Annotated in this window: 13 protein-coding genes; all 13 read right to left on the reverse strand. The window is 32.4% G+C overall.

The features are described 5' to 3' along the window. Positions 1-196: 196 nt before the first annotated feature. Positions 197-1,295, reverse strand: a protein-coding gene (gene prfB, locus BBG48_RS02380) for a peptide chain release factor 2 (RefSeq protein ID WP_243446731.1) whose coding sequence is annotated in 2 segments (ribosomal slippage) — positions 197-1,219 and positions 1,221-1,295 — 1,098 coding nt in all. Because the reading frame shifts where the segments join, the coding sequence is not laid out codon by codon here. A gap of 2 nt (positions 1,296-1,297) precedes the next feature. Continuing rightward, complete coding sequence (secA, locus tag BBG48_RS02385; protein ID WP_068914158.1) at positions 1,298-3,985, reverse strand: preprotein translocase subunit SecA; 2,688 nt, start codon at positions 3,983-3,985, stop codon at positions 1,298-1,300. 74 nt (positions 3,986-4,059) lie between these two features. Continuing rightward, a complete protein-coding gene (locus BBG48_RS02390) occupies positions 4,060-6,267 on the reverse strand; it encodes a putative bifunctional diguanylate cyclase/phosphodiesterase (RefSeq protein ID WP_094754507.1) in 2,208 nt (735 codons plus the stop codon). A gap of 381 nt (positions 6,268-6,648) precedes the next feature. After that, entirely contained in the window at positions 6,649-7,002 is a 354-nt protein-coding gene (locus BBG48_RS02395) for a rod-binding protein (RefSeq protein ID WP_068914157.1), read from the reverse strand. A 32-nt stretch (positions 7,003-7,034) separates the two neighbouring features. Continuing rightward, positions 7,035-7,847, reverse strand: a complete 813-nt coding sequence (flgG, locus tag BBG48_RS02400) for a flagellar basal-body rod protein FlgG (RefSeq protein WP_068914156.1) — start codon at positions 7,845-7,847, stop codon at positions 7,035-7,037. Positions 7,848-7,908: 61 nt separating this feature from the next. Further along, complete coding sequence (locus BBG48_RS02405) at positions 7,909-9,039, reverse strand: flagellar basal body rod C-terminal domain-containing protein (protein ID WP_068914155.1); 1,131 nt, start codon at positions 9,037-9,039, stop codon at positions 7,909-7,911. A 178-nt stretch (positions 9,040-9,217) separates the two neighbouring features. Next, a complete protein-coding gene (gene mreB, locus BBG48_RS02410) occupies positions 9,218-10,234 on the reverse strand; it encodes a rod shape-determining protein MreB (protein WP_068914154.1) in 1,017 nt (338 codons plus the stop codon). Between the two features lie 57 nt (positions 10,235-10,291). Then, on the reverse strand, positions 10,292-11,542 hold the full coding sequence (gene murA / locus BBG48_RS02415; RefSeq protein ID WP_068914153.1) for a UDP-N-acetylglucosamine 1-carboxyvinyltransferase: 1,251 nt from the start codon (positions 11,540-11,542) through the stop codon (positions 10,292-10,294). 16 nt (positions 11,543-11,558) lie between these two features. Beyond that, positions 11,559-12,200, reverse strand: coding sequence for a hypothetical protein (locus BBG48_RS02420; protein ID WP_068914152.1), 642 nt, complete (start codon positions 12,198-12,200; stop codon positions 11,559-11,561). A gap of 50 nt (positions 12,201-12,250) precedes the next feature. Then, positions 12,251-12,985 (reverse strand): glucosaminidase domain-containing protein, encoded by a 735-nt coding sequence (locus BBG48_RS02425; RefSeq protein ID WP_068914151.1) that lies wholly within the window; start codon positions 12,983-12,985, stop codon positions 12,251-12,253. Positions 12,986-13,200: 215 nt separating this feature from the next. Continuing rightward, positions 13,201-13,371 (reverse strand): DUF362 domain-containing protein, encoded by a 171-nt coding sequence (locus BBG48_RS02430; RefSeq protein ID WP_068914150.1) that lies wholly within the window; start codon positions 13,369-13,371, stop codon positions 13,201-13,203. Positions 13,372-13,506: 135 nt separating this feature from the next. Beyond that, the gene (lepA, locus tag BBG48_RS02435; protein WP_068914149.1) at positions 13,507-15,312 is read right to left on the reverse strand and encodes a translation elongation factor 4; all 1,806 of its coding nucleotides are present in this window, start codon (positions 15,310-15,312) and stop codon (positions 13,507-13,509) included. 28 nt (positions 15,313-15,340) lie between these two features. Then, the gene (locus BBG48_RS02440) at positions 15,341-16,369 is read right to left on the reverse strand and encodes a nucleoid-associated protein (RefSeq protein ID WP_068914148.1); all 1,029 of its coding nucleotides are present in this window, start codon (positions 16,367-16,369) and stop codon (positions 15,341-15,343) included. Position 16,370 lies beyond the last annotated feature (1 nt).

The following is a 16,370-nucleotide window of genomic DNA, read 5'->3' on the forward strand; positions in this document are numbered from 1 at the left end:
AGAGCCTCAAAATATTATAACGTAATAACCGTCTTATTTTATTAGAATAAGAATAAATAAGGTAGCAAAATTTATATTTTTGTAAGGACTTTCACCATACGCCCTCTCTCTGAGACTAAAAATAAAAATTTATCCTTATTGAATTATTTTTTATAATTATACCAAAAATAAAACTTTAAAACAAGCTAATTACAAACTACTTGTGTGTAAAAACTAGGTATGCGTTTATAAACGGCATTATATCTCCATCTAAAACTGATGTAATATTTCCAACCTCATAATTAGTCCGGTGGTCTTTTACCAAAGTATACGGCTGAAAAACATATGACCTTATCTGAGAACCCCATGCAATTTGAGAGTATTCACCTTGTAAATCTTCTATTTTATCTTTATGCTCAAGCTCTTTAAGCTCTATAAGTTTGGCTTTCAGCATTTTCATTGCCGTATCTTTGTTAGAAAACTGTGAACGCTCATTTTGACATTGAACTACTATTCCGGTTGGAAGATGTGTTATCCTTATGGCGGAGTCAGTTTTATTGACGTGTTGTCCTCCTGCACCGGACGCTCTGTAGGTATCGATTTTTAAATCCTTTGGATTTATAACGATGTCGTCTTCTTCTTCAAGCTCAGGTAAAACGTCGACAGAAGCAAAAGAAGTATGTCTTTTCCCTGAGGAGTCAAACGGAGATATTCTAACTAACCTATGAACTCCTTTTTCACATTTTAGGTAGCCATAAGCATTTTCACCTACAACTTGAAATGTTGCCGATTTAATGCCGGACTCATCGTCTTGCTGTAGGTCTAGCTGATACATTTTGTAATTCATGCTAGAGGCAAATCTTGTATACATTCTAAGAAGAATTCCTGCCCAATCCTGAGCATCCATACCACCTGTACCAGCATGAACAGAAATTATAGCATTATAGGAGTCATATTTTTCACTTAAAAGAAGTTCTACCGAAAATTCATCCGCCTTCGTTTTTAATTTTTTTATTTCTAAAATTAAATCATTTTCAAGGCTGTCTTCTTCTTCAGCCAGTTCAAAAAGTGCCTGCACATCTTCTAAATCAGCTTTTAGTTCTTTGTACTTGTTAAGTTTATTTTCTATCAGCTTTGATGCTTTTAAGATTTCCTGAGCCTTTTGAGAATTATTCCAAAAATCAGGCTCAGAAATTTTATTTTTATAATTTTTATCTTCTTGCTCTAGTTTATCTGGGTCAAAGAGAAACACTAATTTCTTTTATAGTGTCTTGTATGCTTTTTATGTCATTAGTGTGTTTTTGTATATCTAACAATTTTACCTCCCACAACAGTTTTTATATTTTTTACCGCTGCCACATGGGCATGGGTCATTTCTTCCCACTTTTTCGTCTTTTTTTATTGGTGTTTTTACTTTTTCTACATCAACGTCTGTAACATTTGATTTAAGATGGTCTGTGTCCACTACAGATTTTCTTACTATTTGATTACCATCCATTGGACGTATTTCGAAACCATATACATAAGTTACTGTATCTTCTTGTATAGAGTCTACCATAGCATCAAACATATCAAAGCCTTCAATTTGATATGCTCTAACCGGATTTTCCTGTCCTATAGCTCTTAGACCTATACCCTTTCTTAATTGGTCCATTGCATCTATATGGTCCATCCACTTAGCATCAACTACTTGTAGCATAATCATGCGTTCAATTTCACGCATAGTTTCATCGCCAATTTTTTCCTCTTTGGCATGATATTTTTCTTTTGCATATTTTATTATAATATTATATAAATCTTCTTTTTCCATGTCTTTTTCTGATGCAAAGACATAGTAGTCTTCCAGTTTTAATAATCTCTTTATTCTATCGTTTATTTCTTCAAAGTTCCATTCTTCAGAGGACTGACCTTCTCCTATGTTGTTATCAAGAATTTTCTTGATTTGAGTTTCTGTCATGTGAATGATTTCGTCTCTTATATTTTCGCCCTCTAATACTCTTCTTCTTTCGCCGTAAATGATTTCTCTTTGCTTGTTCATTACGTCATCGTATTCTAAGACACTTTTTCTTATGGAGAAGTTCTTTCCTTCTACTTTCTTTTGAGCTGACTCAATAGATTTACTTAGCATTCCAGCCTCAATTGGTACGCTGTCATCCATACCCAATTTTTCAACCATTGCCTGCATTCTTTCAGAGCCAAATAATCTCATAAGGTCGTCTTCTAATGATATATAGAATTTAGATGCACCTGGGTCACCTTGTCTACCTGCACGACCTCTAAGCTGGTTGTCTATACGTCTTGACTCGTGTCTTTCCGTACCAAGTATACATAAACCACCTGCATCAAGTACCTTTTGATTTTCGTCTTTAAGTTCTTCTTTCTTTTGAGCTAGGATTTCTTGATATTTTTTTCTTGCATCTAATATCTCTGGGTCGTCAGTTTGTGCAAAGCTTTTTGCATTATTTATCATTTCCGGTGTGTACTCAAGCTTAGCCATTTCTTTATCTGCTAAAAAGTCCGGATTCCCTCCAAGAATTATATCTGTTCCACGTCCTGCCATGTTTGTTGCTATAGTTACTTGCCCAAATCTACCTGCCTGAGCTACTATTTCTGCTTCCTTTTTATGGTTTTTAGCATTTAATACCTCATGCTTGATGCCTTGGCGTCTAAGAATGTCAGAAAGTTTTTCAGAGTTTTCAATAGAAATCGTACCTACTAAGACTGGCTGACCTGTTGCGTGTCTTTCTTTTATTTCATTGACTACTGCTACAAATTTCCCTTCTTCTGTCTTATACACAACGTCATTTAAATCTTTTCTTTGTATTGGTCTGTTTGTAGGTATCTGCACAACATCCATCTTATATATAGCTCTAAATTCTTCTTCTTCTGTTTTTGCTGTACCTGTCATACCTGAGATTTTATTATACATTCTAAAATAGTTTTGGAATGTAATAGTAGCAAGTGTCTTAGACTCTCTTTGTACTTCTAAGCCTTCCTTTGCCTCTATTGCTTGGTGTAGACCCTCAGAGTATCTTCTACCAAACATCAATCTTCCTGTAAATTCGTCAACTATTACTATTTCTCCATCTTTTACAACGTAATCAACATCCAACTTCATAAGAGTATTAGCTCTCAATGCTTGGTTTACGTTGTGGTATAGTTCCATGTTTTCTAGGTCTGTCATATTTTCAACACCAAAGAATTTTTGTGCTTTTTCTAGACCTTCATCAGTTAAAACTGATGCGTTTTCTTTTTCGTCTACTGTATAGTCGACTTCTTCTTTTAAAGTCTTTATAAATGTATCTGCCTGAGTATAAAGAGTTGTTGACTTGTCTCCTTGCCCTGAAATTATAAGCGGAGTTCTTGCTTCGTCTATTAATATTGAGTCTACCTCATCGACTATGGCATAGTTTAATGGTCTTTGAACCATTTTTTCTTTATAAGTAACCATGTTATCTCTTAGGTAGTCAAAGCCAAATTCGTTGTTAGTACCGTAAGTTATATCTGCTAGATAGTTTTGTCTTCTCTCTTCGTCTTTTAAATCATGAACTATTACGCCTGTAGTCAATCCTAAGAAATTATATAGTCTTGACATCCACTCCATGTCTCTTGTTGCAAGGTAGTCATTTACTGTGATAACGTGAACTCCTTTACCTGTCAAGGCATTCAAATAAACAGGCAGAGTTGCAACTAAAGTTTTACCTTCCCCAGTTTTCATTTCCGCTATTCTGCCTTGGTGTAAAACGATACCACCCATTAATTGCACGTCAAAGTGTCTCATGTTTAGCACTCTCTTGGATGCTTCCCTACAAACTGCAAATGCCTCAGGGAGTAAATCATCAAGAGTTTGACCTTCTGATAATCTTTTTTTGAATTCGTCAGTTTTGCCAACTAATTCCTTATCAGAAAGCTTAATCATACTATCTTCTAATGAATTTATTGAATTGACAATTTTTTGAAGTTTCCCGATTTCTTTTTTTGCAAACACATTTTCTAAAAATCCCATGTATATCCCCTTTTATTTTATCTAATTCAAACACTAATAATACATTAATTTTATATATTTTTCAAGTATTTTTATTATATTAGGTTTTGCACTATAATTTCATGCTCCGTCATAGGTTTATAGTAATAATTACCTTGTATATTTTCACAACCATTTTTCGTCAAAAATTCCAATTGTTCATGTGTTTCTACTCCCTCAGCAATAATTTGAATATTTAAGCCTTCACTTAATCTTATTAATGATAAAATTATTGCCTCATCCATTTTATTTATTCCTATACCATGTACAAAGCTTATATCTATCTTTATTTTATCTATAGGCAAGTGTTTTATATAATTAAATGTAGAGTATTTTGTACCAAAATCATCAATAGAAATTTTAACCCCTAATTCTTTAAGTAAGTTTAATGTATTTATACTATTTTTTATATTTTTTATTATGGTCGTTTCTGTAATTTCAAATTCAATATTTTGAGGATTTACTCCTGAAATTATAAGCGCAGTTGATACCTCATCATAAAGCATTGCATTAGTAAGCTGATTAGAAGATAGATTAATGGATACACTAATATTTTCATCGTAATCTCTATTCCACTGAGCACACCTTTTACACGCCTCAGCTATCGCCCAGCTACCCATTTGGACTATCAAATTTGATTTCTCCGCAACAGGTATAAAATCTTTTGGCATTATAAAATAGCCCTCTTTTTTCCACCTCATCAATGACTCAAAGCCTGTTACCTTGACAGTATTAGATATTAGCGATACTTGTGGTTGATAAAACAGTGTCAATTCATTGTTAGATATTGCATTTAACAAATTCGTTGTAATATTATATTCTTGTAATTTTTCCTGTTTAAATCTATTTTCAAAAAATTTGTAATTATTTTTACCTGCCTCTTTTGCCTTAAATAATGCAATATCAGCACTTTTAAATAATTCCTCACATACATTGCCATTATTCGGATATAAAGATATACCAATTGAAACTGTTATAAAAATTTTAATCTTATCTATAAAAATTGGTTCTTTCAGTTTATTCAATATTTTGTTAGCTAAATTTTCAACTTCTAATCCATCTAAATCACTAATCAGTATAGCAAAATCATCACCTCCAAAGCGTGATATAGTAGGCTCTTTATCTTTTAAAAGATTTATTAATCTACTGGATACTTCATTTAATACCACATCACCATACTCATATCCTAAAGAATCATTTATGTCCTTAAACGAATCCAAATCCATAAAAAATACAGCATGATAGTCATAAGGCCGGTACTTTAGTATATTTTCAACCTTTTGATGAAAGTATGACCTATTATATAAGCCTGTTAGTGCGTCATAACAAAATATATCAAGAATCTGATACTCTAGATTTGCGGTTGTATCTATTTCCTTTTTTAATTTTACCTTAGCATCAGATAATTTTCTAGATTTCTTTTTAATAAGTTTTTCTAGCCTTTTAGTCATATTTTTTTGTTCAATTTTTAATTCGTAGTATTCGTTTAGATAAGGATAGATTATAACCTTTCCTATATGCTCATTGAAGGTATCTAAAAGATTACTACAAATAATCAAGTTTTGTATGCTTTTATCTCCAAATTTAGTTTTAACTTCAAAATAATTTTTCTTTGAGTCAGGCATAATAAACTCTGTTTTTTCAAATACTTTATCTAAATTATCACCTATATTTACATGAAAAATATGTTTTGATTGGTTATTTGCTGTAATTATATTGTCCTCTTTATCAACCGCTACTAAAGCTCTTTCAATTTTATTAAACACCTCAAACGAAACATCATTTCTCAGTTTATCAGATACAAAAATGCCGTCTACTAATTTCATTACTAAGTAAATCGGTAATAGAAAGAAAAATAAGCTTATATGAATATAAAAAACATCCCAGATTTTTACTAGGTTTCTATCATAAGCTACAGCAAAAATGTCTATTAGAGTCAGCGAAACTAAAATTATAGGTACAAATCTTTTAAAATAGTATAATTTTTCTTTAATTCTATATTTTTTAAATAAAAGTATTAGAATATAGATTAACAATATATCCACAACAAAATATACTAAAGTAATAAGTACATTTTTAGATATAATCTTTTCCACATTATTAGATAAATAGTCCAGAGAAACCTTAATAGATAGAGTAGCTAAAAAAGCATTAGCTAAAAAAAATAAAAAATTAACCAGGCTTTTTAGCTTTTCTAAACGAGTAGAGCCTATATATATAAATATGATTGATAAAAATAATGTAAATTCTCCGAATAACTGCATCTGTTCTCCATGTAATGACTCAAGTTTTAAATCTGTATATAAAGTATAATATATTTAATCAAATAATATGTCAAGTATTTGAAATATTGTAAAATCAATTTATATAAGAAAAAAAGGGATTTTAACATTTAAGTAGCTTAAATGTTAAAATCCCTTATTATTCTATATATATTTGTAGTGTTGTCTCTTCTTCCTTTACGTTTTTTATTTTTATGTCTTTTATTCCTATTAATTTTGTTATAATATTATTTTGCACCTATACAATATCCTTTCGTTAGTTGTGGAAATTAATATTTTTAGGACATTTTTTGTATATGTGCAATGTTTTTTTAAAATATTTGCTGAGGATTTTATCCCCCAACAGTTGACAAAGCCCCTTTTTTATAAAGTTTTAGAAGAATTATCGGACTTTTCTTGTTTACTTTGGTATTTTTTTTCAACATCTTCGATTATCATTTTAGATATTCCAAGCGGAGATTTTTTTGCCATATCCTCAGCAATTCTTTCTAACATAAAATCCGTCATAATATCCTTGCCGGGAGCTTTATTCTTATCGTCACTTTGTTTTTCTATTATACTTTTACTTTGTTTTAAAAATACTTTCAAAAATTCTGCCTCAAGTCCCTCAGCTGCCTCTTTTAATTTCTTTTTGTCCATTGCAGACAAGTCGCTGCCTTTAAGGTTTTCAATTTTTGAATTTGTATTTGGTGTATATTGTGTAGAAGAAATATCCATAAATCACCTTATAACAAAAAATGTATCAATATCTATCTTTTTAACTGATTAACTGTATTAAGCATATCGTCTGCTGTCTGTACTGATTTAGAATTTATTTCATATGCTCTTTGAGCCACAATCATTCTAACCATTTCATCGACAAGCTGAACGTTAGAATTTTCCAAATAATTTTGTAATATTGTAGTCTCTCTAGTACCATCTTCTTCCATTATTGGAGCACCTGAATTTTCTGTTGTAACAAAAAAGTTGTCTCCTAGTGCCTTTAAGCCTTCCGGATTTGCAAATGTTACTGTCTGTAATTGCCCAAGCTGTAAAGTTTCCCCTTCAACACTTTTTGCTGTTACGACGCCACTTTGACTAACTGAAAAATCCTTTGCATTTGATGGCATCTGAATGTATCCATCATCAGTAGTAAGCACTCTTTCACCTTGAGAAGTCACAAGAGTAAGCAGGTCGTCTTCTACTGAAAATTTAAAATTTCCATCTCTTGTATAAAATCTTTTATCAGCATTGCCGGGGTCATTAGGATTTTCTATTACAAAAAATCCCATACCATATGAAATTGCTAAATCTGTAGGGTTACCAGTATTTTCAGCATTACCTGTCATAAATTTTCTAGATGTGGCAACAGGCATTACACCATGTCCAACCTGAAGATTTACCGGCTGACCTTCTTCAACTTTATTGCTTACCGGCTGAGAATAAGTATATAATAAATCCTTAAACTCTGCTTTCTGAGCCTTAAAACCTGTTGTACTTACGTTTGAAATATTATTGGCTACTACATCCATGTTCATTTGTTGTGCTTTCATTCCACTAGCAGCCGTCCAAAGAGCTCTCATTTAAACCTCCGAAATATATTGGATTTTTATTATATAAAGCATTTTTATTTAAAAATATATTTTACTGTATCTGTCCCAGATTATTAACTGCCTTATCTAGTATTTGGTCATATGTGTTAATAACCTTTTGGTCTGTTTCAAACCCTCTATACATCGCAATCATATTTACCATTTCATCAATTGGGTTTACATTTGACCTTTCTAAATAGCCTTGCAATACTTTACCTTGAAATGGTAGTTCATCCGCTTTAGTGCCTGAAATCATTTGAAGATAAGAATGACCATATTTTTGCATATCTTCTTTGTTACTGATGTCTACTATATCCATCATGTCAACTTCTTCCAAATAGCCTTGGTCATTTTTAATAAATACTCCACCATTTTTCTTAAACTCAACTTCTTTTGTGTACTCCGGAAGTTGTATTGGTCTACCGGAGACAGAAAGTACATAGTTTCCAAGAAAATCGGTAAGATTTCTGTCTTTATCCATTGTGAAAGCACCACTACGAGAATACTTAACCTGTCCTGTATCGGCTAATTTTACTTTAAAAAAGCCTTCTCCCTCAAGAGAGATGTGCATAGGATTTTCTGTAAGTTCTTGTGCACCTTGGTTGTAATTAGTCATAACTCTATCTGTAATAGTACCGGAGTTTATAGTACCAATTGATTTACGAGCCTCCGGAACAATAACCTTTGCTATTGCTCTGTTCCCAACTGTCAAATTGCCAGCTGTATCAATTGCTATTTCGCCATCTGAACCTTGCTTTAATTGGATTTTCTCTCCATTTTCATCCAACAAATATGCACCAAATTTTGTAATAGTGTCAGAATTATACTCTCTATATGCTGTTCTCAAGTAGCCTTGTTCATCCTTAACTAAGGTCGCACTCCTATAGTATCCTTTACCATTCCTATCTTCAAGTTGTAAATATCCTCTTGTGATATCTATATTCACTTGAGTTTGACCGCTCTTTAGCTTAGTATTGTTAACTTTAACTCTATTTGGTACGTTTCTTATGTATCCTAAGCTGTCTTGCCTTTTATAAAGTAATTTCTCAGAAAAGGCTTCAGTTATATGTTCATCCTTTTTATATGCAGTTGTATCAGTATTAGCTATGTTGTTTGTTATTGTTTCAATAGTATCTTGCTTTGTGCTCATAGCATTGGCTGCAGTATATATACCTCTTAACATTACCCCTCCAAGATAAAATTTGTCCTTGTAATTTTATCGGCAAAATACAACGTTTTTTTAGTAAAAAGTGTATTTATTTTATATTTTTTTAAATAATGATTTATATAAGCCAAAATATACTATAGATTTTAAAACACAAGTCCATAGTATATTTAGACAAATATAATTTATTATTTAATTATTCTTTTCTTGCTGCTTTAGAAAGAGTATCCAGTTCTTTTAAAGACTCTCCAGTGCCCTTTGCAACACAAGAGACTGCATCCTCTGCTATATATACTTTTATACCGGTTCTAGCCTCAATTAGTCTATCTAGTCCCCATAGCAAAGAGCCTCCACCTGTCATTAGTATACCTTTATCGGATATGTCGGCAGAAAGCTCAGGTGGGGTTCTTTCTAATACAGAGTGAACTGCATCTGCAATTTGAATTACACTTTCTTTAAGTGCCTCAAATGATTCTGCAGAAGAAATTTTTACAGTTTCAGGTAAACCATTTATCTGATTTCTGCCTCTAACATCCATAAATACATCTTTTTCTCTTTCAAATGCAGAGCCTATATTTATTTTTATTTCTTCGGCTGTTCTCTCACCTATTAACAGATTATGTTGTTTTTTCATATATTTGCCAATAGCTTCATCAAATTTGTCACCAGCCATTTTTATAGAAGTGCTTTCTACTATACTGCCTAATGAAATTACAGCAACATCAGCAGTTCCTCCTCCTATATCTACTATCATCGAACCACTAGGTTGTGATATATCTATGCCTGCTCCTATGGCTGCGGCAATAGGTTCTTCTATTAAATACACTTCTCTTGCTCCGGCAACACTTGTAGCATCTTTTACAGCTCTTTTTTCTACCTCTGTTACCCCTGATGGTACACAAACTATTATCTTAGGCTTAAAAAACTTAAATAGCCCTACTCCTCCGGTAACCTTTTGTAAAAAGCTTTTTAACATTTTTTCGGTCATGTCATAGTCAGATATTACTCCATCTTTTAAAGGTCTGACAGCCTTTATGTGGTCAGGGGTTCTACCTATCATTTTTTGTGCTTCTTCGCCAACTTTTAGCACCTTTCCTGTATTTGTATCCAAGGCAACTACAGATGGTTCTTGAAGAACTATTCCCTTTCCTTTTACATATACTAAAACTGATGACGTACCTAAATCTATACCTATATCAGGTGAAATACCCATTATTAAATCTCCCTTTTTAATTAAATCAAAATAAATGCAAATAAAAACTATTAAAGATTAATCAATCTTCTCTATAATTCCTCCTAAGGAAGTGATTTTTTGAACTACATCAACATATCCTCTTTCGATATGATATATATCAGATATTCTAGTCTCACCCTTAGATACAAGACCTGCTAATATTAAAGATGCACCTGCTCTCAAGTCTGTTGCCTTGACTTTTGCACCTTCCATTCGGTCTACACCAGTTACAACCGCAGATTTTCCTTCTATTTTTATGTCAGCACCCATTCTTTTAAGTTCGGCAACGTGCATAAATCTATTTTCAAAAACTGTTTCTGTAACTACTGAGCTCCCATTGGCTTTGCATAACATAGCCATAAATATGGACTGCATATCAGTCGGAAAACCTGGATGTGGCATTGTTTTTATATCAGTAGCACTTATTACATCAGGTCCAACAACCCTAATAAAATCACTTTGTTCGTCAATTTTACAGCCAACCTCATAAAGCTTAGCTATTACAGGTCGCAAGTGATCGCTAATTACATTTGAAATTATTATATCTCCTCTAGTCATAGCGGAGGCAACCATAAAAGTACCAGCCTCTATCCTATCCGGTATAACAGTATGTTCTGCAGGATGTAGAGATGCGACTCCTGAAATTTTAATTGTATTAGTACCAGCACCTCTTACCTTGCCGCCAATTTCGTTTAAGAAATTTGCTAGGTCAACTATTTCAGGCTCTTCTGCAGCATTTTCTATAACTGTATTTCCTTCAGCAAGTACAGCAGCCATCATTATATTTTCTGTTGCTCCAACTGATGGAAAGTCTAAATAAACTTTTCCTCCAATCAATTTCAGAGCTGAGGCATCTATATATCCATGGTCCACGTCTACATTGGCATTTAGAGCTCTAAATCCTTTTAAGTGTAAATCAATCGGTCTTGCACCTATAGGACACCCCCCAGGCATTGAAATTGTAGTTCTTTTAAATCTTGCTAGCAGTGGCCCCATTACTACAAATGAGGCTCTCATCTTACTTACCAGCTCATATGGTGCTTCTATTGTTGTTATTTCAGTAGCATCTATCTCAAGTGTATCGTCTGTAAATTTTATTTTAGCTCCTAGGTAAGTCAACAACTCACATATTACATCTACATCCTTTAGCCTAGGAACACCCTTTATTACACTAATACCGTCAACCAAAAGTGTAGCAGCAATTATAGGAAGAACAGCATTTTTTGCTCCGCTAATCTGAACCTCTCCAGTAAGCCTACCGCTTTGTTTTACTGATAATTCAGGCAAATTCTATAGCTCCTTCTTAATTTTTATTTTCAATGTTCAAAACATAATTTTCATTATTTTTAAAATACATCATCGTTAAATCGTCAAAATTCACCTTGACATTACGATTTTTATCAATAAAGTTTTTATCCTCGTCTATAAACCCTATCTTTTGGAGGTCTTGTAAAGCTTTGTCATAAGATATATTTCCAACAGTAGCATAAGTAAATATAACATTTTCTCCAAAAGCTTTAAAAAAAACCGCTTTATTATTGGTCAATTTACCCACTACTGCAAGTCTACTAACCATTTTTTTATTTCCATACATCGCTATCAATGATGAGGACTCCTTAGTGCTGTTTTGTACTATGGAATATTCATCATTGTTTCGTATAATCTCTCTTATATTTTTATCATAGATAAAATTATAAGACTCTTCAATCAAAAATTGTTCATATCTAGTCTCATACTCATTTAAACTAAAACCCATATTTGGGATATTTATAAACCTAGATTTCATAAATATATAAATCAGAATTGCAGAAAGCATAAAAAACATTATTTTAAATGTCCTAGACATTTTTGGCTTAAAATAATCTCTTCCTTCAATTACATCTATGGCTCTTTGTATTCTTTGAGCTCTATGTTCTTTTATTCTCTGCGACCTGGTTTTTCTCAAGGCACTACTCCTATTCATAAACAAATGAATTATTTAATAATATTTTATCTCTAATTTACTAATTCATTTGCAATCCTAGAAACTGAATTTGCCCAATTCTTATTAGTTGAATATCTAACATTTACTCCATCTAAGGAGTACCCATTAAAATACATCCCGCCTGCTCTAAGGTAATTGGTCGAAAGGTGCTTTGCAACGTCATAAATACTATCTTGCTTTGTTGCATAACTTCTTGCACTTTCATATGGCGACCTGTCATACGCACCAAATCCAAATAAATTATTTTTGTTTCTTGCAATAGCACTATTGCCATTGCCGGACTCAAGCTTAGCAATCGCAGTCAAAATCAATGCGTTAACACCATAAATTTCTTCAGCTCTTTTAAAATATGAGCCTAATCCATTTAATGGAGTGCCTTGTAATTTTTCATCAATTTGTGCAGCTGTAACATTTGATTTTTTTCTAATATCGTTAGTATCAAATGATGAAATATGTGAATTGCCAAAAACATTGGCGTATGGCGATGCGGCTGCCAAATTATTTGTAGATAATTCAGTATTATAAGTATTTAAGCTATCATTTTCAAAAATTGGACTTTGATTATTTGAACTGTAGTCATTACTACCAAAAATCACAGGGTTTTCATTTGTTTGTGTTTCTATCTGAGGGATATCTAGCCCATTCATTTTATATTTTAAAATATCTTCAAACCTATCCATTGCATTATAATAATTGCTAGATGGACCTTGGAAGTTATGAAATTGTGTATCAATTTTTATATTCATATCAAACCTCTATAAATCACAAATTCACATAATGATGGATTATTATATCACATTTTTGAAAATTATAAAATAAAAATCGAAAATTTGCTAAAATTTAAACAAAGCATATATAAAATTAATATCAATGATTTACAAAAGCTAATTTTTTAATTAAAAATTTTTTACACAAAATAAAAACCGATGCGTTTTAACATCGGTTTTTATTATAAGTATTATTATTCTGGTTTAGGTGCGTCTACTGGACAGACACTTGAACATGAACCGCAATCTATACATGCAGAAGCATCAATAACGTATTGAGAGTCCCCAGCAGATATGCAGTTTACAGGGCATTCAGGTTCACATTGTCCACAGCTGATGCAAGTATCATCAATTTTATAAGCCATAATATCCTCCTAAATAATTCAGTTTTTTTAAATTCAAAGTTATTATACCATTCCTTTTATACTTTGTAAAGAAAATAAAACTTTTAACTTAAATCCATTTGAATAAAACTAATAATTTTCAACATTTTAATCTATTTAATCAGAGTCTAATTTTAATACTGACATAAATGCTTTTTGCGGAATATCAACATTCCCAATCTGTCTCATACGTTTTTTTCCTTCTTTTTGCTTTTCAAGCAATTTTCTCTTTCTGCTGATGTCACCGCCATAGCATTTTGCAAGCACATCTTTCCTATAGGCTGATATTGTTTCTCTTGCAACAATTTTCGCACCTACTGCAGCTTGTATTGGTACCGGGAACTGGTGTTTTGGGATTTCGCCTTTTAATTTTTCGCACATTTGTCTACCTCTGCTGGCAGCTACAGACTCATGTACTATAAATGAAAGGGCATCAACTTTTTCTTTATTGATTAAGATATCCAGCTTAACTAAATCGGATTTTACAAATTCTTTAAACTCATAATCTATAGACCCGTACCCTCTAGTTCTGGATTTTAGTGCATCAAAAAAGTCATATATCACTTCGTTTAATGGTAAATCATAATGTAAAATCACCCTTGTTTCATCAAGATATTCCATATTTTTCATTGTACCTCTTTTATTTTGGCAAAGCTCCATTACTTGTCCTACATAATCTTTTGGCACAATTATATCACCATTTACTATAGGCTCTTCTATGCTGGAAATTTCTGTTTGTTGTGGTAGATTATCCGGATTTTGTATATAAATAGTCGTTCCGTCTACTTTATTTACCTTATATGTTACAGATGGTGCTGTAGTAATAATATCTAGGTCAAACTCCCTTTCTAATCTTTCTTGGATAATTTCCATGTGTAAAAGACCTAAGAAACCACATCTGAACCCAAAGCCTAAGGCAATAGATGACTCAGGTTCAAATTCTAAAGAGGCATCATTTACCTGAAGTTTATCCAGTGCATCTCTTACGTTCTCATATTTTTCACCCTCAGCAGGATAAACCCCGCAATAAACCATTGGAGTTACCTTTTTATATCCGGGGAATGGATTGTCAGTAGGATTTTCAAGCAGAGTTATTGTATCTCCTACCCTTGATGACCTGATGTCTTTTATTGAGGCTGCAATGTATCCAACGTCCCCAGCCTCAAGAGTATCTACGCTTATGTGTGTTGGAGATATTATACCCACCTCTGTTACTTCAAAGCTAGCCTTAGTATTCATCATCAAAATGGTGTCGCCTTTTTTGACTGTACCATCAAATACTCTCACATAGGAGATTACGCCTTTGTATGCGTCATAGTATGAGTCGAAAATTAATGCTTTTAATGGTTTTTTGCTATCACCATTAGGTGCTGGTACGTTTTTAACTATACCTTCTAATACATCCTCTATATTTAGTCCACTCTTTGCTGAAATCAATGGTGCATCTGATGTATCCAATCCTATTACGTCTTCAATTTCTTTTTTTACCATTTGAGGATTTGCACTTGGAAGGTCAATTTTATTTATTACCGGTAATATTTCAAGATTTTGGTCTAATGCTAAATAAACATTTGCCAAAGTCTGAGCCTCTACGCCTTGAGATGCGTCTACTACCAAAACTGCACCCTCACAAGCCGCTAAACTCCTAGACACTTCATAATTAAAATCGACATGACCTGGGGTATCTATAAGGTTTAAAAAATATTTTTCTCCATCTCTTGCGGTGTATGTAAGATGTATGGTTTGGAGCTTTATTGTTATTCCTCTTTCTCGTTCTAAGTCCATGTTGTCTAAAAGTTGGTCTTTCATGTCACGTTTTTGCACTGTACCTGTTTGCTCAATAAGTCTATCTGCTAAAGTGGATTTGCCATGGTCTATATGAGCAATTATGCTGAAATTTCTTGTATTTTTTATCTTACTCAAAGATTTACTCCTGCTCAAATTTATTATTTTATATTGATAAATTTTTTATATTTTTTATTAATATTGAAACTGTTCCATCTTCATCTGGTAAAAATTCTACCTTAGATGCGTCAGAATAATAGTCGATAGGTATATTTATTTCTATTCCCGTTTCAGTTTTTATTTTTTGTCTTTCAAATTTACTTTTTAAGACTGTTTCTTTTACTTCAATTTTATCTGTCATTTCTATGCCACTTCTACCTAGGGCATCTTTATATAGCTCATTCATTTCTGATGTTTTGTCAAAAGCTTGATTTACTACTTCTTCTATAAGGATTGTACCGTCATCAACTACGTCCTTTACAGCCTTTTTCAAGCTGGCAGTTTTTTCTACATCGCCTAAAAGATATTTTTTTTCTATATTTTTTGTAACCTTGTTAAAAATATCAAATTTTTCTTTTTGAGAATGCTCTGTTTCTAGGAGTAAAAGCACGTCTTTATAAATCCACTGATTTTCAGAATTTATCTCATATTTTTTGTCGATTATTGCCATTTCAAAGTTGTTCAGATTTAATATAAAGCCTTCGTCAGCCTTGTGTCGTTCACTGGTTATAAGGGAGGTGAGTTCTACTATGTTGATATTATTTGCTCCCTTGTTTTTTATTAAATTTGTCACATACATATTCTTGTGGTTGTATTTAAAGAAACCTAGATAATTACTCCTTTCCATTTGAAAAAGAGTAATTATCAAATCTCCTGAGGCTACTTTGTCGTTATTTACAACTAAAGTATAGTATTCTTGGGCAATTTCATTAGCACAAGTTTTTAGTTTTGGCAAATCTGTTGATAATTCTAATAAAAGCTTGTATGCTTTACTGCATCTTTCATCATCAGTGATAAATGAGCCTGATTTCATTTCATCAGACAGCATTAAGTTAGTTATAGTTTTTTCTATAAATGACAAGGTTATATCATCATCAGAGTCTATGTCAAAATTTGATATTACTGGCTCATTTTCGTAGCTTGAGAGCCTTATCATATAACTTTGTAAATATTCTATTTCAGCTAATTCAAACATT

It is taken from the genome of Criibacterium bergeronii (genome assembly GCF_001693775.2).
Classification (GTDB): Bacteria; Bacillota; Clostridia; order Peptostreptococcales; family Filifactoraceae; genus Peptoanaerobacter; species Peptoanaerobacter bergeronii.